The sequence below is a fragment of the Natronococcus jeotgali DSM 18795 genome, assembly GCF_000337695.1.
Lineage (GTDB): Archaea > Halobacteriota > Halobacteria > Halobacteriales > Natrialbaceae > Natronococcus > Natronococcus jeotgali.
This window is the reverse complement of the sequence record NZ_AOIA01000020.1, coordinates 56849-73698: the sequence shown is the minus strand read 5'-3', so window position 1 is coordinate 73698 and position 16850 is coordinate 56849. Positions and strand designations below refer to the sequence as shown.

Annotated in this window: 13 protein-coding genes; 3 read left to right on the top strand and 10 right to left on the bottom strand. The window is 64.6% G+C overall.

Annotated features, from left to right (window positions below; genetic code table 11):
- Positions 1 to 155 precede the first annotated feature (155 nt).
- Positions 156 to 1808 carry a hypothetical protein gene (locus C492_RS02270; RefSeq protein ID WP_008420132.1) on the top strand — a complete coding sequence of 551 codons (1653 nt, stop codon included), beginning with the start codon at positions 156 to 158 and terminating at the stop codon, positions 1806 to 1808.
- Positions 1809 to 2058: 250 nt separating this feature from the next.
- Here C492_RS02270 and C492_RS02265 read toward each other — a convergent pair whose 3' ends face one another.
- Entirely contained in the window at positions 2059 to 3189 is a 1131-nt protein-coding gene (locus tag C492_RS02265) for a DUF1214 domain-containing protein (RefSeq protein WP_083898729.1), read from the bottom strand.
- A gap of 528 nt (positions 3190 to 3717) precedes the next feature.
- Between C492_RS02265 and C492_RS02255 the strand changes: the two genes are divergently transcribed.
- Complete coding sequence (locus C492_RS02255) at positions 3718 to 4605, top strand: CPBP family intramembrane glutamic endopeptidase (RefSeq protein ID WP_008420126.1); 888 nt, start codon at positions 3718 to 3720, stop codon at positions 4603 to 4605.
- Positions 4606 to 4934: 329 nt separating this feature from the next.
- The gene (locus tag C492_RS02245) at positions 4935 to 5486 is read left to right on the top strand and encodes a GNAT family N-acetyltransferase (RefSeq protein ID WP_008420122.1); all 552 of its coding nucleotides are present in this window, start codon (positions 4935 to 4937) and stop codon (positions 5484 to 5486) included.
- A 220-nt stretch (positions 5487 to 5706) separates the two neighbouring features.
- Here C492_RS02245 and C492_RS02240 read toward each other — a convergent pair whose 3' ends face one another.
- The 9 genes from C492_RS02240 to C492_RS02200 all read right to left on the bottom strand — a co-directional run bounded on the left by C492_RS02240 (position 5707) and on the right by C492_RS02200 (position 16820).
- The gene (locus C492_RS02240) at positions 5707 to 7146 is read right to left on the bottom strand and encodes a cryptochrome/photolyase family protein (RefSeq protein ID WP_049892636.1); all 1440 of its coding nucleotides are present in this window, start codon (positions 7144 to 7146) and stop codon (positions 5707 to 5709) included.
- A gap of 500 nt (positions 7147 to 7646) precedes the next feature.
- Positions 7647 to 10895, bottom strand: a complete 3249-nt coding sequence (gene carB / locus C492_RS02235; RefSeq protein ID WP_008420119.1) for a carbamoyl-phosphate synthase large subunit — start codon at positions 10893 to 10895, stop codon at positions 7647 to 7649.
- A 310-nt stretch (positions 10896 to 11205) separates the two neighbouring features.
- On the bottom strand, positions 11206 to 11742 hold the full coding sequence (locus C492_RS02230; RefSeq protein ID WP_008420117.1) for a DUF5815 family protein: 537 nt from the start codon (positions 11740 to 11742) through the stop codon (positions 11206 to 11208).
- A 48-nt stretch (positions 11743 to 11790) separates the two neighbouring features.
- Positions 11791 to 12657 (bottom strand): ABC transporter permease subunit, encoded by an 867-nt coding sequence (locus C492_RS02225; protein ID WP_008420115.1) that lies wholly within the window; start codon positions 12655 to 12657, stop codon positions 11791 to 11793.
- Complete coding sequence (locus C492_RS02220) at positions 12654 to 13571, bottom strand: ABC transporter ATP-binding protein (protein ID WP_008420113.1); 918 nt, start codon at positions 13569 to 13571, stop codon at positions 12654 to 12656. The genes C492_RS02225 and C492_RS02220 overlap by 4 nt, the downstream gene beginning before the upstream one ends.
- A gap of 173 nt (positions 13572 to 13744) precedes the next feature.
- A complete protein-coding gene (locus C492_RS02215; protein ID WP_008420111.1) occupies positions 13745 to 14656 on the bottom strand; it encodes an ArsR/SmtB family transcription factor in 912 nt (303 codons plus the stop codon).
- 98 nt (positions 14657 to 14754) lie between these two features.
- A complete protein-coding gene (locus C492_RS02210; RefSeq protein WP_008420108.1) occupies positions 14755 to 15165 on the bottom strand; it encodes a DUF7124 domain-containing protein in 411 nt (136 codons plus the stop codon).
- A 65-nt stretch (positions 15166 to 15230) separates the two neighbouring features.
- Positions 15231 to 15452, bottom strand: coding sequence for a hypothetical protein (locus C492_RS02205; protein WP_008420107.1), 222 nt, complete (start codon positions 15450 to 15452; stop codon positions 15231 to 15233).
- Between the two features lie 129 nt (positions 15453 to 15581).
- Entirely contained in the window at positions 15582 to 16820 is a 1239-nt protein-coding gene (locus C492_RS02200) for an NAD(P)/FAD-dependent oxidoreductase (protein WP_008420105.1), read from the bottom strand.
- Positions 16821 to 16850: the final 30 nt, after the last annotated feature.

The following is a 16850-nucleotide window of genomic DNA, read 5'->3' as shown; positions in this document are numbered from 1 at the left end:
GACGTTCCCGGCCGATTCGCTCGGCGATCGCTCGCCACCCGGAGCGGACGCCGCTCCCTGTCAGAACCCGAACCGTTTAGGTGGCGGCGGAACGCGGTATCGGGCATGGTCTCCCCCGCCACGCGCCGCCGTCCGGCTCCCGACGGTGATCGGCGGTGACGCGCGCCGCCGCGCTCGTCGCCCGGACGGAGTTTCGCCGAACGGTCCGCGCGATAACGGCCGACCGAACGAAGCTGCTCATGATGAGCCTGCTCGCGGCGTTCGCCTTCGGGTCGGTGACCGTCGCGGGCGGCTACCTGCTGCCGACGCTGGGCGAACACTTCGCCGACGGTTTGACCGCCGACAGCGTCGCGCTGGCGACGGACACGGTCGCGGGTGGCGTCGCGATCGGCTGGCTGTTCCTGGTCGGAATGAGCGCCATTCGGGCCTTTACCGCCGCCGACCCCGACGAGCCGGCGTTCCTGCTCGTCTCGACGTCGACCCGCAACGCCGCCGTCGGCCTCGTCGGCGCCGAGATCCTGCTGTTCTCCGTCTGGGTGTTGCCCCCGGCGATCGTGCTCTCGAGCGCGTTCGCCGTCGGCGCCGACACCGCGTTACCCGTGGTCGGCGCGGTCCTCGTCGCCGCGCTCGCGCTCGTCTCGGCGGTCCCGGTCGGGTTCGTGGTCGGCGTCTGGGTTCGCCACCTCGTGACCGCCTACGAGCCGATCGCCCGCTACCGGTGGGTCCTGTTCGTCGGCTTCTGGGCGCTGTACTTCGGCGCGATCGCGACCGGGCGGTTCGACCTGGTCGTGAGCGAACTCTTCGTCGCCCTGCAGGACGGACCGCTGGGCTGGCCCGGGCACCTCCTGCTCGCGACCGTCCCGAACGTCCCGGCCTCGGGGACGGCGGTCCTCGGCGCGCTCGTCGGCACGGCGCTCGTGACCCCGATCGCGGTCGGGATCGGCGTCGCCTCCGCGCGGGTCCACTGGTTCGCCGACCCGGCCCGGTTCGACGATCGGCACCGCTCCGGGGCGTCCTCGAGCCGACTGGCGGGAGCCCTGTCCCGCGGCGTCGATCGCCCGACCCGGACCGTGACGGTCACCGCGATCCGACGGACCGGGCGAGCACCCATTCGCCTGGCGTACGTCGGCTACCCGCTGTTCGGCGCCGTCGGATTCGTCCAGGCGATCCTCGAGGCCGGAACGATCCCCGCTTACGTCGCCGTCGTCCTGTCGGTCTATCTGGTCTGGGCGGCCGGCGCGCTGTTTACCCTCAACCCGCTGGGGGATCTGGGCCGAGCGCTGCCCGCCGTCGTCACCTCGACGCTCTCGGGTCGGCAGTCGATCGCCGGGCTGGTGCTCGCCGGCACCCTCGTCGCGGCCCCGGTCGGCCTCGTGGTCTCGCTGGCGCTCGGGCTCGCCAGCCCGCTCTCGCTCGAGCGAACCGCGGCCCTGGCTGCGGCGACGACCGTCGGCGCCGTCGCGACGCCGGCGCTCGCCACCGGGATCGGTGCCGCGCTTCCCCGGTTCGGCAGCGTCAAGGTGACGAACAGCCGCGAGGCGGTGATGCCGAGCAAGGCGGCGTTCGCCGTCTACTCGCTGGCGGTGATCCTGCCGACGGCCGCCGCGGCCGCGCTCTACGTCGACGCGGCGGCCCCGATCGCCGCGCTCCTCTCGGCGACGGCGGCCTGGGCCCCGACCCCCTCGGTCTCGATCACCGCGGCCCAGATCGCCGGCGTTGCCTGGGCCGTCCTCGTCGTCGGGCTCCTCGCCCCGCCGACGTCGGCGCTGTACGCGATCGAGCGGTTCGATCGCTACACGCTCGAGTGATCGCCAAACGATTCGGTATTCGAAGTCGGCATAAAACCCGCGTTCCGTACGGGTAGAGTAGATACCGAAGTAGCAATCGATCTCATCGATAGCTATCAAGAGCAGTATGCTGAATACAGGGCGTGACATGCTCCCACGATTTCAGTCGTGGGTTTTGCGCCTGCTTTGCGTATAAATTCAGCATGATCGCCGGTGGGAGATGGATGACAAGTTGACGTTTGGTATTACGACAATTCAGTTATCAGAAACGTCACTCGAGTGGCTCGGCCTCGGGGAACTGATAGCTCCCGTCGAGAATCTCCTCGCGGGGCCCGTAGAGGCGGACCACGTAGAACCACTCCTCTGGCGTGTAGAGGAAGTTCGGCTGATCGGGTTCACCGCCGAAATGGACCGTGACACTGCCGTCATCGGCTTGCTCCGCAGTCGCGTCGTTGAACGAGTACGCGTCGTACTCGTTCTCCTCAAGAAACCCGTCGCTGTTGTAGACGGTGACCGACCAGAATCCGTCGACGGGGACGTCGTCGACGGTGAATGTGTGTGGCGTGTCACCGTCGTTCTGGTCGGGGACCCGTTGCAGATAGATCGTTTCTGGCTCCGGAACGCCGCCCGGTGTCACACTAGCGAGATAGTACTTCAGGGGGTCGACCTCGTCGACGTCGCCATAAGCACCGCTGTAGTCGTCAATCGTTTTCATGACTGTGACGAGCGCGTCGAAGAGCTCTTGGTGTGCCTGGCGGTCCCAATTGGGAATCTCGAACGCGCCGGCTGAGTCCTGGCTCACTGCGAGTTCGTCCTGTAATTCGTGGACAGTTGCTACGTCAGCCGGATCGTTCGGGTCGACGAACGTGCGGACGATGACCCACACGTATCGCGTCCCGACCCCGTCCTGGGTCAACGTGTACTCGCCGGAATCCTGGTACGCCTCTTTTACATACGCGTCCTCGTCCATGATGACCATCGACTGGTGACGATCACCGGTGTCCGGCTTGGTAATGGTGACCGGCTCGGTCAGGTCGAAGACACCGATCGAATAGATCGTGTCGCGATTGGGCAAGGCCGCGATCCGCACCTCAGGGCCGACTATCGTCGGGAAATGATAAAACTCGCCGAACCCGCCTTGTTCGACGATGTTCTCCATCATTAGATGGATCTGTGACCGTGGGAAGTTTTCCCACGTGACCGGAACCGTCTCGTCATCTGCTGACGCCTCGGTTTCAGCCTCCTGGGTGCTCGCCTCCGAGGACTGTTGGCTGGCAGTAGCGCTACCACCAGCCAGCGCGAGCATTCCGGCAAGGCCCGCCCCGCGAAGTGTGTTTCGGCGCGTTGCCCGCAGCAGTTCGGAGGTCGATTCTGGCGTCGTGTGGTGTGGTTCGTTGCTCATGGCTCATGCCTCTCTGAGTAGCCCACAGCAGCGGTTGAGGCCGACTCAGACAACCGCACACCAGCATTTCATATAAAACAGCGACGATACTCGAGAATAATTTCATGACATGTTGGTAGTATGAGCTTGATATCCTTGTCTGAATCATCAATATTTTATCTGTACCTGTATGAGCGCTCACTGACTCCCTGTTAAAACTTCAGTTTGTACTACACTCGCGCTGGTATCTTGCAAAGACTCGCCAAACTGCCGACCTATTGTCAGAAGCGGCGTGCAAGATATAGAGGATGGACCCTGTTTAGACGCGACCAAGATCGGCGCTAACGCTTCGTTCTCAAAGTATGGAACCGTACTGTGAGGTGCTTACCACCGGATTCTGTTCAGTCAAAATGATTCCTGACCCGCTCATCCGGGAGCGTCTAAACAGGGCTCAGAGGCTGAATTCAGCGCGCAGGATGCTTCTGTACGGTGAGTTGGTCTCTTATGTCTGGGTCTCCATGTTAACTGCGTTCAGCCCGTAAACGGAGTATGGGAGAGGCTGCACACCGAACGATCGGCAATACGTCCATCTCGATCGGGAATCCATGGCTGTTCTTCGCCGTCACGTTCGCCATAACGTGGGGGTTCTGGCTGGCAGCGATCGTTCTCGAGGTACGCTTCGACAGCGCAGCAGGTCTCCTGCTGCTACTAATCGGGCTTGTCGGCCCTGGGGCTGCCGGTATTGGGTTCGTATACCTCGTGTACGACGACCGAGGACGGGCGGATTTCTGGGATCGCCTCAAACAGGTTCGCCGAATCGGCGTTCGGTGGTTCCTCGTGATTATGTTGATTCCGCTGGCGGTGACTGTCACAGCCGCAGTCACGAGTATGCTGTTCGGTGGGTCAGGTGCGACATGGGGCCAAGGGGTACAGGAATTCGGCGTGAATCCACTTGCGATCCTCCCAGCGCTCTTTTTCGCCACACTCCCGCCTCTCCTCGAAGAATTAGGGTGGCGGGGCTACGCGCTAGACCGGCTGCAGATGAACTGGTCCGCGCTGACTGCCAGCGTGCTGTTAGGCGTGGTCTGGGCGGTCTGGCATCTCCCGTTATTCTTCGTTGCCGGCTCGTTTCAACGCGAGGAAGTTGGATTCGCCACACTCGGGTTCTGGCTGTTCATGATCGGCATTGTCGCGCTTTCGGTCGTATTCACGTGGGTCTACAACCACACCTCACGCAGCATCCTCGGAATCATTCTTCTTCACGGCTGGATCAATTTCGTCTCCGAGACTATCGAAGTGGGAGACGTATTCTATTACGTTCACTGGGTGTTCCTCGCGGTGATCCTTACAGCGATCTGGGGAGCGGCAACGCTCACGAATACCGACGAGGTGCCTCGACCGCCTCCGCGTCGCGATCACGACCGCAGCTACGGCTGAGCTAGCACCTGCTGTCCGACAGCTGTGCGCTCGATTAGCGACGTGCAGAGGGGTGCGAGAGATGCGCCTTATATTCAGCAGCCCGCGCCCGTTCTATTCGAAATCTGCCAGAAACAGCCTGCTGAATACAGAGAATATATCGGCTATTTCGGTTGCGGGTGGACCAAACTTCACCACGTTCGAAACCTCTGGTTTCTTATCTTACAGAATCTTTTAGTGAGCTTCGCAAGTGTGATTTTCTTTCAGATGTAATCTACTTATGTTAAACTATAGGAATGCCGGCTCTGATCTACGGGTATAAAATATAACGAGGATGAGGAAGGTACAGTATGGAACTTTCCGAATTTAGGTCAAAGGACGCTGAAGAAAGAAATGCAGAGATCGAACAGCTGTTTGTCAGGGTTTTTTCTGATTCCGAAGGCGAATCGGAAGGCAAGCTGATAGGAGATTTAGTATCTAATTTTATGGCCGAGACCGACAGCAAGAACCTGAATATTTTTATGGCTACTGAAGGCGGAGAGATCATAGGATGCGTAATTTTTTCCAGGTTGAGTTCTGAAGAAGCCCAGGTTAACGCCTTTCTGTTGTCTCCCGTGGCCGTTCACCCCGACTATCAGGGAGAGGGAATAGGACAGAAACTAATCAGCTTCGGTCATGACGAGCTGGAGAAGAACGGCGTGGGGCTGGTTTTCACCTATGGCGATATCGGTTTCTATTCCAAAGTCGGTTACGAAAAAATCTCGGAAGAAGGGGTGGAAGCCCCTCTGGAACTGTCGCATCCGGAAGGCTGGTTAGCTCAATCACTGGCGGCTGATGAAGTACAGTCTATTTCAGGTAGTTCGTACTGCGTAGAGGCGATCAATAAACCGGAATACTGGTGATTGCCGGTATTTCAACTTAGATTTTATGTCCCGCTGCGATGGATTTTCGCTGTGTATTCAGCACGGTCGCTACGATCTATCATCGATTGAGGGTTTCAACAAGGTCATTCCGTTATGTTCGGCCTGGCGTTGGAGTTTCGTCAGTTCGGTACCTCCGCTCACGGAAACCAGCCCCGCCGTGTCCTCGTCCTCCTGACGGCGCCGCTTCTCGCGTGTCCCGTCAGCCGTCGCCGCGCGCGGCCTCGAACGCCTCGATTGCGCGGTCGTGGTGCTCGCCGTAGTCGACGATGGGGGCGGGGTAGTCGGGCGTAATGTCGGCGCGTCTCTCGTCATCCAGCGTGGGCCACTCGTGGATGGCGTCGGTCGGCGCGTCCCGGAGTTCGGGGACGTATTCCCTGATGTACTCGCCGTCCGGGTCGTACGTCTCCGACTGGGTCACGGGGTCGAAGAAGCGGAAGTACGGCTGGGCGTGTGTTCCCGTCGAGGCAGCCCACTGCCAGCCGCCGGCGGCGTGGGCGGTGTCGTGGTCCACGAGCTTTCGGCGGTACCAGTCGTACCCCTCGCGCCAGTCGATCAGCAGGTCCTTCGTGAGGAACGAGCCGGCCACCATCCGGACGCGGTTGTGAACCCACGCCTCGTCGCGCAACTGCCGCATCCCGGCGTCGACGAACGGATATCCTGTCTCGCCGTCCTTCCACGCCTGAAGCCCCTCAGGATCGTCACGCCACTGGATTGCGTTCGGGTACTCGCGGTAGTTCTCGGTAACTACGTCGGGACGCGCGTCGAGGATGTGCGCGTGGAACTCCCGCCAGGCAAGCCGTCGCTGGAACGCCTCGACCGAGGCCCGGGCGTCCCCGTCGCTGGCAGCGGACGCCGCATCCTCAGTGGCTTTCCAGACCGTCCGGACGCCGACTGTCCCGAACTTCAGGTGCGGCGAGAGGCGCGAGGTCGACTCCCGGGAGGGGAACTCGCGGTCGTCCCCGTAGCGGTAGATAGTACCGTCGCGAAAGTCGGCGAGTAGGTCGTGGGCGACGTCGGTGCCCGCCGGTTGCACGTCGGCTTCGGGATCGTCGAAGCCCAGGTCGGCGAGTGACGGGAGCGAGCCGGCGACACCGGAGGCCTCGCCGAGCCACTCCTCGTCGAGGCTGCCACGGGGGTCGACAACGTCACCGCGAACCGGCGCGGCGACGGGGGCAGCCTTCTCCTGATTGCGCCACTCTCGCCAGAAGTCCGAAAAGACGGAGTAGTGGCTCCCGTCGTTCGTCGTGATGTGCTCTGGTTCGTGGAGGAGAGTGCCCCCCAACCGCTCGACGCCGACGCTGACGCCGGCGTCGGCGAGTGCCCCCGCGACCGCACGATCGCGTTCGCTCGCCAGTCCGGAGTAGTCGCGGTTCCAGGTGACGGCATCGGCGTCGCAAGCCGCGGCGAGGGCGGGAAGCACTGCCCTTGGGTCGCCGCGGGCGAGGAGCAGTTCGCCGCCGCGATCGCGGTACTGCTCGCGCAATGAGTCGAGCGCATCGAGCAGGAACGACACCACGGGCGGCGCGCCGTGGGTGAGTATCGCAGGATCGTGGACGAACACCGGGAGTAGACGGTCGTCACCCGTCAATCCCGGGTTGTCGGTCACACGAAGGTCACGGCGGTGCCAGTGGAGTCGCACACCGACGTCTTGGCGGGCGCTGGCGCGGCCCATCGTGAGCAGTCCGGCGAAGCCCGCCCCGCGAAGTGCGGTTCGGCGGGTTGCTCGCAGCGGTTCGAAGCCCGATTCCGCCGTCGTGTCTGGTGGTTCGTTGCTCATGGCTCGTGTCTCTCTGAGTGTCCCACTGCAGCGGTTGGGACCGACTCAGACAACCGCACACCAGCATTTCATATAAAGAAGCGACGATACTCGAGAAGAATTTCACGACACGGTGTTGACGATCGAGGGCTGACACTCCCTGAATTCTCGATTGACTAGTTGTACCAGTGGTGAGCGCTCACGGACCGCGCTATTCAACCGTCAGTTCGTGCTGCACTCGCCCCGTACTCAGCACGGCTCTATCAACACTACCGAACAACTGATAGGAAAACGGTGTTCGGTTCGCACGCTCTACGGAACGACTCGAGCGATTCGGGTTCGGCCCCCGGAATCGCGTCCAGCAAACCGTACTCCGACTTCTGCTACCGGCCCCACTCGGCGGTCCGCTTCGGACGGCCGGTGATCGCCTGGACGTCGATCGGCTCGTCTTTCGCCTCGAGCGCCTCGAGGGCCGCTTTCGCGCTCGCGTGCGTCGAGAAGTACGTCACTTCCTCCTCGACGGCGACCTCGAGTAAGTCGCGGTCCCGCGAGACGATCAGGTCGACCTCGCCGCGCGTGACGGCCTCCTCGAGGTCGACTTCCTCGCAGAGGTCGAAGTGGTCGGTGAAGCCGTCGACCAGCGCCGCCCCGTCGTCGGTCTCCGGGTCGGGGAACTCGTCGGCCGAGAGGTCGACGATCGCCGTGCCGCTCTCGGGGATCGGCTTGCCCGTCGCGTCCTGGGCCTTGTCGTAGGCCTTGCCGAAGCTGTCGGCGCTGCCCATGACCTCGCCCGTCGATTTCATCTCCGGGCCGAGACGCGGGTCCGAACCCGGCAGGCGGTCGAACGGAAGGACGACCTCCTTGATCGAGGTCTGCTCGGGGATCTGCTCGTCGATCTCGAGGTCCGCCAGCGACTCGCCGGCCATCACCCTGGCCGCGAGCTTGGCGATCGGGACGCCCGTCGCCTTCGAGATGAAGGGGACGGTACGCGAGGAGCGGGGGTTGGCCTCGAGGACGTAGACCGTACTCTCCTCGTCGCTATCGACGCCGCGGACCGCGAGCTGGACGTTCAGCAGGCCGACGGTCTCGAGGGCCTCGGCGATGTCCTCGGTGACCTCGCGGACGCGGGCCATCGTCTCGTCGTCGAGCGAGCGGGGCGGGATCATACACGCCGAGTCCCCGGAGTGGACCCCGGCGGTCTCGACGTGTTCCATCACGCCGCCGATGAGGACGTCCTCGCCGTCCGCGACGGCGTCGACGTCGAGTTCGATCGCGTCCTCGAGGAAGTCGTCGACGAGGATCGGCTTGTCCGGGCTCACGCGGACCGCCTCCTCGATGTACTCCTCGAGTTCGGCGTCGTCGTAGACGACGTCCATCGCGCGCCCGCCGAGCACGTAGGACGGACGGACGAGGACGGGGTAGCCGATGTCGTGGGCCAGCTCCATCGCCTCGGTCTTGCTGTGGGCGGCCCCGCCCTCCGGCTGGGCGATTCCCAGTTCGTCCATCAGCTCGTTGAACCGGTCGCGGTCCTCGGCGAGGTCCATCGCCTCGACGGAGGTGCCCATCACTTCGCAGTCGAGCCCGCGGCGGTCGATCTCCGCTTGCAGCGGGTCGCCGATGTTGACCGAGGTCTGGCCGCCGAACTGGACCATCACGCCGTCGGCGTCGGCCGCCTCGGCGACGTCGGCGACCTCCTCGGCGGTGATGGGCTCGAAGAACAGCCCGTCGGAGGTGTCGTAGTCCGTCGACACCGTCTCGGGGTTGTTGTTCACGACGTGGGCGTCGATCCCCTGCTCGCGCAGCGCCTGGACGGCGTGGACCGAACAGTAGTCGAACTCGACGCCCTGCCCGATGCGGATCGGGCCGCCGCCGACGACGATCACGCTCTCGACGTCGCGGTCGACCTCGAGCTCGCCCGCGGCCGCCGCGCCCTCGAGGGGACCGGAGTCGAACTCCGATTTGCGCGCGGAGTAGTAGTACGGCGTCTCCGCGGCGAACTCGCCGGCGCAGGTGTCGACCTGCTTGTAGGTGCGGCCGGGCACGGCCTGCTCGACCGTATCGACGTCGACGTCCCCGCCCGCCGTCGCGGCGATCGTCGCGTTGGTGTGGCCGGCGATGGCGGCCTCGGCGAAGTCGCCCTCCTGGGCGGCGCGGGTCGACTCCGCAACGTGTGCGAACCGCTCGGTGTACCACTCGAAGATGCCCGTCAGCTCGACGACCTCGTCGACGTCGTAGCCGCGTTCGAAAGCCTCGAACATCGCGTACGGGCGGTCGGGCGAGGGTCGGGAGAGGTACTGCTCCTCGAGTTCCGCGTCCGAGACGTCGTCCCAGTCGACGTCGGGATCGTACTCGCTCGAGCGTAAGGCCTTCAACAGCGACTCCTCGAACGTGCGGCCGATGGCCATCGCCTCCCCGGTCGATTTCATCGCCGTCGTCAGCTCGAAGTCGACGTCGTCGAACTTGTCCTTGGGCCAGCGCGGAACCTTGGTGACGACGTAGTCGATCGCGGGCTCGAAGGCCGCGGTCGTCTCGCCGGTGATCTCGTTTTCGATCTCGTGGAGGCGCTTGCCGAGCGCGACCTTCGCGGTCACGCGGGCGATCGGGTACCCCGTCGCCTTCGACGCGAGCGCGGAGGACCGCGAGACCCGGGGGTTGACCTCGACGACCCTGTACTCTCCTCCGGGCGTGCCGTCGTCGCGCCAGGCGAACTGGATGTTACACCCACCTTGAATACCGAGTTCGCGAATGACGTCCAGCGCCGCGGTGCGCATCTCCTGGTGGCCCTCGTCGGGGACGATCTGGGAGGGGGTGACGACCGTCGACTCCCCGGTGTGGATGCCCATCGGGTCGATGTTCTCCATGTTGCAGATGATGATACAGGAGTCGTCGGCGTCCCGCATCACCTCGTACTCGTACTCGACCCAGCCCGCGATCGACTCCGTGATCAGCACCTCGCTGTTCCGGGAGAGGCGCAGGCCCTTGCGAACGCGGCGAAGCAGTTCGTCGAACTCGTAGACGACGCCCGATCCCGACCCCCCAAGCGTGTAGGTCGTGCGGGAGATCACCGGGAGCCCGCCGACCTCGTCGACGGCCGCCTGCACGCGCTCCTCGAGGTCGGCCTCGGTCAGCTCCGCGACCGACTCGCCCTCGTCGAGGTCGATCGTCGTCGAGGCGGGCACGGGCTGGCCGATCTTCTCCATGCGCTGGCGGAAGAGATCGCGGTCCTCGGTCGCGTAGATGGTGTCCAGCGGCGTACCCATGATCTCGACATCGTGCTCCTCGAGGACGCCCTCCTCGGCCAGTTCGGCGGTGACGTTGAGCCCGGTCTGGCCGCCCAGCCCCGCGATGACGCCGTCGGGTTGTTCCTTGCGGATGATCTCGGCGATGGCGTCGGTCGTGATCGGCTCGATGTAGACCTCGTCCGCCATCTCCGGATCCGTCATGATCGTCGCGGGGTTCGAGTTCACGAGGACGACTCGAGCGCCCTCCTCCTGAAGCGCCCGACAGGCCTGCGCGCCCGAATAGTCGAACTCGGCGGCCTGGCCGATCTGGATCGGTCCGCTGCCGATCAGCAGGATCGTGCGTCCGTCCCCTGTGGCGGCGTCCCCGCCGCGCTGGTGGTCCGTACTCATTGGTCCTATCCGTTCGAAGTTCGCACATCGTAATAAGCCCCACGAAACGATACGATTCTCGTAACTCGATTTCGAATTTCGAACACTGTCGAGAACCGACCGACGGCCGAGCCCGACCGCGTTCGTACCCGCCGCTAGGGAGCGATCGCGATAGAACGCGTCCGTTCGCAGAACGGGTGTGGAACGGTCACGGCCCGGGAGTCCGCCGTTTCGAGAACGCGAGGGAGACCGAACCAGCGCCGCGGACCCGCGCGTTCGGAACCGCGAGGCGGTCCGGACGGAGCGCCCGCGACCGCAGTCGCGCAGATGCTCAGAGCGCCCGGTCGTGCTCGCCCTCGAACTCCCGCTGGCGGCGGTACTGCTCGACGAACTCGCCCACGTCGAACTCGAGCATCTGGGACTCGAACTCCGAAATCGCCGCGTCGTCCTCGGCGTGGCTGATCGCGTGTTCCATCAGCTCGACGACGAGTTCGACGACGACCTCGTGCAGTCTCCGGGCGTCGAAGTCGGCGACCCACAGCATCGAGTAGCCGACCGCGCCGTCGTCGCTCGCGTCGTGGGTGACGACGGCTTCGGGGAACTCCTCCATGACGACGCCCAGCAGGTGGGGGGTGCCGAACTCCTCGAACTCGTCGTCGGTCTCGACCAGCTCCCGGAGGACGACCACGAACGACTCGGGGAAAAAGCGCGAGGGCGGGTGGACGTCCGTGACGACGGCGTGGGTTTCGCCGCAGGGACAGTCGTACTCGCGCATGCCGAGGTCGATCTCGTGGGGGTCCAGCGACTCCCCGCAGGGAAGCTCGAGGCGGTCGTCGGGCTCGGAACCGGGGACGCGGGGCTCTGCCATTGAGCGTCGTTGGGGCGGTGACAGTAAAAGGTCGACGACTCCCCGTCCTCAGAGATCGGCGGCGGTGAACCGCGCGTGGCCGACCGCGAGGGGGACGAACAGCCACGCGAGGAGGACGACGAGTCCCACTTCGGGACTCGCGTAGAACGGCTCGGCGGCGCTCACCTCGACTCCGGGGCCGCCTTGGGCCGGATCCGCGCCGGCCGCGTCCGCGAGGTCGGGTAACAGTGCGACGATCGACGAGAAGTACGCCGACGAGGGCGAGAGCTGGGAGACGGTGAACACCCAGTCCGGGATCGTCGTCGGGAACGAGAACCCCTCGACGACGTAGAGCACGCCCATCGGAACGACGTCCCACAGCAGTTCGAAGACGACGAAAAAGCCAAGCGCCAGCGTCGTCGCGCGCGAGGTCGATCCCGTCGTCGCGGAGATCCCGACGACGATCGTCGCGTAGACGGCAGTGAACGACAGCGTGACCAGGACGAACACCAGCCCCGCGACGCCGTCGAGTTCGCCGAGCAACGCGGCGCCGAACCCGAGGCCGACGACCAGGCCGACGCTGAGACCGAACGCGAGGACGGCCGCCCGGCCGAGGACCTTCCCCGCGAAGACCTGACCGCGAGTAGTTGGCAAGGAGAGCAGGAGCTTGATGCTCCCGAGTTCGCGCTCGCCCGCGAGGGACTTGTAGCAGACGACGATCGCCGCGATCGGAACGAACAGGCCGACGAGCCCGACCGTGAAAAAGAGCAGTCCGCCGAACGTCGCACCCCCCGGCGAGCCGAACATCTCGGGCACCTCGACGTAGGCGTACGTCGAGACGATCGAGAGGGCGACGAAGACGCCGACGAGCGCCCACAGCGCCCGCGACTGGACGGCATCGCGGAAGTCCTTCTTCGCGACGGTGAGCCAGGTCACGCTTCGACCTCCTGAACGTCGTTGGTGTAACGGACGAACAGGTCCTCGAGCGAGGACTCGACGACCGAGAAGTCCTGCACGGACGCGACGCGGTCGATCGCGTGCAAGGCGGCGAACTTCGAGACGCCGTCGATCGACACCCGAAGCCGGCCGTCGTCGATCGCCGCGCTGTCGACGCCGTCGAGGCTCCGGACCCGCTCGAGGACGCCCTCGTCGAGGTCGGAAACGTAGACGTACAGCGTCTCGCCGGTTTCGGAGGCGTCCCGAAGCCCGTCGATCGTGTCGACGGCGACTAACTGTCCGCGGTCGATGATCGCCACGCGGTCACAGACGGCCTCGACTTGCTCCATCACGTGACTCGAGAAGAACACCGTCGTCCCGCGGTCGTTCTCCTCGCGGATGATCTCGCGCATCTCGCGGGCGCCGTTGGGATCCAGTCCCGTGGAGGGCTCGTCCAGGACGAGCAGGTCGGGGTCCCCGACCAGCGCCATCGCCAGCACCAGTCGCTGGCGCATCCCCTTCGAGTACCCCCCGGCCTTCCGGTCGGCCGCGTCGGCGATGCGAACCCGCTCGAGCAGGGCCTCCGGGTCCTCGCTTCCCTCCTTCATCTCGATCGCGAACTCGACGTGCTGGCGGCCCGTCAGCCGGTCGTAGACGTGGTAGCCGTCGGGCAGGACGCCGGTTCGGCTGCGGACGGCCTGGCCCGCCGTCTGGGCGTCGTGGCCCAACACGGTCGCCGTGCCCGCCGTCGGGCGGATGAAATCCAGCAAGATGTCGATCGTCGTCGATTTCCCCGCGCCGTTGGGACCGAGGAACCCGAAGATTTCGCCCTCCCGGACCGTGAGATCGAACCCGTCGACGGCGACGACGTCGCCGAACCGTTTCGTCAGTCCCTCGAGTTCAATCGCCGCCATGCTCACCTCTCGGGGAAACGAACCATGCAGCTGGTAGGACCGGGATGCGTCCCGGCTCCGCCGTAACACTGTCCATAGCTCCCGATCGGCGTCCACCGGGATAAGTATTGTAGTCTTGATTACATATTGACAGCGCAACAACTCAAAATCAGTTGAGCAAACTGTGTCATACGTCAGGTATCGTCTGCGCCCGGCTGCGAGGCGGGCGTTACGGTCAGTTCGTCGTCGACCACGAGCCGGAGCGACTCGCCCTCGAGCACGATCTCGACGGTCGCTGCGAGCGGATCGACGGTCTCGACCTCGGCCGTCACCGCCTTCGAGACGATGTGCTCGAAAAACTCCCAGAGGGGGCGCTCCAGGATGGAGATGCCGTGTTCCCGGAAGAACTCGGCCGCGGCGGGGTGGAGCACGGCAACCGCTTCGAGCGGGATGTGAATCGTGAGCCAGCACTCTCGACAGGTGCTCTCGAGCGTATACAGCGTCCGGTCGTCGTGCCGGTGCGCCTCGACGTCGGTGTCGATCGGTCCATAACATTCCGGACAGACCCCGTTCCGGATCAGCGTAAACGAGCCCCAGATCCGGGTCCCGACGCTGTCGACGACCTCCGACGCCGATCGGTGTCGCGTCTGACTTTCGGGAAGGAGGTCGGTGAGTAGCCTCGTATCGCAGGACGCACAGCGAACGACGAACTGCTCTTCGGCGACCGTCGCGACGAGTGAATCGGTCCCGCAGAAGACGCAGACGCCGTCGACATCGGTATCGTCGAAGCTACGGGTGTTCTCGTACAGTCCAGCGAGAATCGTTCGGACGATACTGTCGCCGGCGTACGTGAGCCGGTAGCCGTCGTCGGTCTCGGCGAGAAACGGACCGACGAGCCGATCGAGGTGGTAAGAAAACTGCGACGTACTCGAGACGTCGACGGCGTCGTAGAGCTCCGTAAACGACATGTGGAGCCACTGCTCCTGTCGCTCGTGCTGGGCTTCGGCCAGCGCGAGGAGGATTTCGAGACGGGTGCGGTTGCCGAGCGCGCCGATCGCATCGACGACATCCTCGTCGATTCGCGTCTCGTCGTCTCTCGATGTCATCGGTGGTTGTAGACCCGTTTCGTTTCACCGAGGAGAGATAGTCGTCTCGGGGCCGATCGGGGCCTACTCGTTGTCGGTTCGCAGTTCTCGCGGCCGACTCAGGGCCAGTCGTCCCGGACCGCTTCGGCGTCTTCGTCCTCGTCGTCGGCGCTGCTCGCGACGATCCAGTCGGCCGCCTCGGCGGCGTCCTCGAGGGGGAGGTACTCCCAGTCGACCCGTTCGGCGAGGGCCTCGTCGTCCTCGTTCGCGCCGATGAAGACGTACCGCTCGGTGTCGAACTGGTCTTTGACGGCCTCGAGGCTCTCCGCTTTCCCGCGCGGACCCGAGAAGAAGTCCTGTCGGATGCGGTTCTTGCGCGTGTAGTTCGTGACGACGTAGGTGGGTTTCTCCGAGACCACGCCGATGTACTCGCTCCACCCTCTCGCGTCCTCGAAGACGCTCTCGGGCGACGCGAGCTCCTTCAGCGCCTCGAGCTCGAACGCCAGGGTCATGTCGCTACCGCCGTTCATACGCTATCGAAACGGCGCAGCCGGGAAAACGGCTTCGATACTTCCAATCCCCTCGGAACGGTCGGCTACGCCGCCTCGACCCGGTAGTACTCCGTCGCGACGACGACCGTTCCCGGCTCGAGGTCGGTACCAGTCGCGGGTAACGGTCTGGCTCCCTCAAGCGCCGCGTAGAACAGCTCGAGCGCGTTTTCGTCGAGCTGGTCGATGTGTCGAACGGTCGCGTCCGCCGCGACCGAGTCGACGCGCCTGAGCGTCAGCGTCCGTCCCGTACTGGTAGTCGTTGCCATGAGTGTCGTTACCAAACGCGTGGGGTCACTTAACTGTTGTTCTCGAACTGATCGGAGAAACGGGCGACGACCGACGGTTCGCGAGCGGAACACCCGTTCGAACGGGCGATTCGGGGGAGACGGCGGCGACTACTGCTCCTGGGGCGGGGCGAGGTCGTCGAGGTCGACGGTCTCCTCGAGCAGGACTTCCTTCTGGTCGGCGACGTCGCGCTGTTCGCGCATCAGCTGTTTGAGCTTGCTCTGCGGGGCGAGGTCGCCGATGAGGACGCCGCCGACGACCTTGCCGTCCTTGAACGCGATCCGGCGCCACTCGGTGTCGCTGTACTTGCGTTCGGCGTACTCGTCGCCCAGCGTGGGGTGGCCAAAGGAGAGGAAGGGGAAGTCGAAGTGCGTGATCGAGTACGAGGAGACCCACTCGAAGGCCTCGGCCTCGCCGTCGGCGGCCATGTTGACGCCGGCGATCCGACCCTGTTCCTTCGCGGATCCCCAGGACCCGTTCTGGGCCTGTTCGCCCAGCAGGACGTCGTAGAATTGGGTGATGTCTCCGGCCGCGTAGACGTCCTCGAGGTTCGTCTGCATGTACTCGTCGACGACGATCCCGTTGTCCTGCTCGAGGTCGATGTCGCCGAGGAACTCGGTGTTGAACGTCAGGCCGATGGCGACGCCGGCGAAGTCGCACTCGTAGCGCTCGCCGTTCGGATCGACAGCCGCGACGACTCGTCCGTCGTCGTCGGTCTCGAAGTGGTCGACGCCGCTGTCGAAGACGGGTTCGACGCCGACCTCGCGCATCCCGTCGTGCATGATCTCCGCGCCCTGGCCCGAGAGGGCGTAGCGCCACCAGCGGTCGCCCCGCATCAGGTACTTGCCCTCGACGCCCTGGGCGCCACAGACCGCGGCGAAGTCGATGCCGAGCAGTCCGGCGCCGACGACGACGCCGTCGTCGGCCGCCTCGGCGCTCTCGCGGATCTTCCGGGCGTCCTGGAAGGTCCAGAAGTGGTGGATCCCCTCGGCGTCGCTGTCGTCGACCGGGAGCTGGGTGGGGGTGCCCCCGGTCGCGATCAGGAGCTTGTCGTAGCCGACGTCCTCGCCCTCGTGGGTGCGGACGACCTTCTCGTCGGTATCGACGCCGGTGACGTGGGTGTTGAGCGAGAGTTCGATGTCCCGCTCCTCGTACCACCCCTCGTCGTGGATCGAGATCGGCGCCTCGGGAAGCTTCCCCTTCGCGTGCTCCTTGATCAGAATCCGATTGTACAGCGCCTCCCCCTCATCGGTGATGACGGTAATCGACGAGTCCGGGTCCTCCTCCCGGAGCGTCTCGGCAGCCGAGCTGCCCGAGATCCCGTCACCGATGATGACGTACTCGGTCATACCCTGACCGTTCGTAATGCGGGTTAAAGG

Coding starts and splice junctions, on each gene's coding strand:
- C492_RS02265 (WP_083898729.1), bottom strand. CDS start 3,189: ATGAGCAACGAACCACACCACACGACGCCAGAATCGACCTCCGAACTG.
- C492_RS02255 (WP_008420126.1), top strand. CDS start 3,718: ATGGGAGAGGCTGCACACCGAACGATCGGCAATACGTCCATCTCGATC.
- C492_RS02205 (WP_008420107.1), bottom strand. CDS start 15,452: ATGGCAACGACTACCAGTACGGGACGGACGCTGACGCTCAGGCGCGTC.
- C492_RS02200 (WP_008420105.1), bottom strand. CDS start 16,820: ATGACCGAGTACGTCATCATCGGTGACGGGATCTCGGGCAGCTCGGCT.
- C492_RS02220 (WP_008420113.1), bottom strand. CDS start 13,571: ATGGCGGCGATTGAACTCGAGGGACTGACGAAACGGTTCGGCGACGTC.
- C492_RS02210 (WP_008420108.1), bottom strand. CDS start 15,165: ATGAACGGCGGTAGCGACATGACCCTGGCGTTCGAGCTCGAGGCGCTG.
- C492_RS02245 (WP_008420122.1), top strand. CDS start 4,935: ATGGAACTTTCCGAATTTAGGTCAAAGGACGCTGAAGAAAGAAATGCA.
- C492_RS02230 (WP_008420117.1), bottom strand. CDS start 11,742: ATGGCAGAGCCCCGCGTCCCCGGTTCCGAGCCCGACGACCGCCTCGAG.
- C492_RS02215 (WP_008420111.1), bottom strand. CDS start 14,656: ATGACATCGAGAGACGACGAGACGCGAATCGACGAGGATGTCGTCGAT.
- carB (WP_008420119.1), bottom strand. CDS start 10,895: ATGAGTACGGACCACCAGCGCGGCGGGGACGCCGCCACAGGGGACGGA.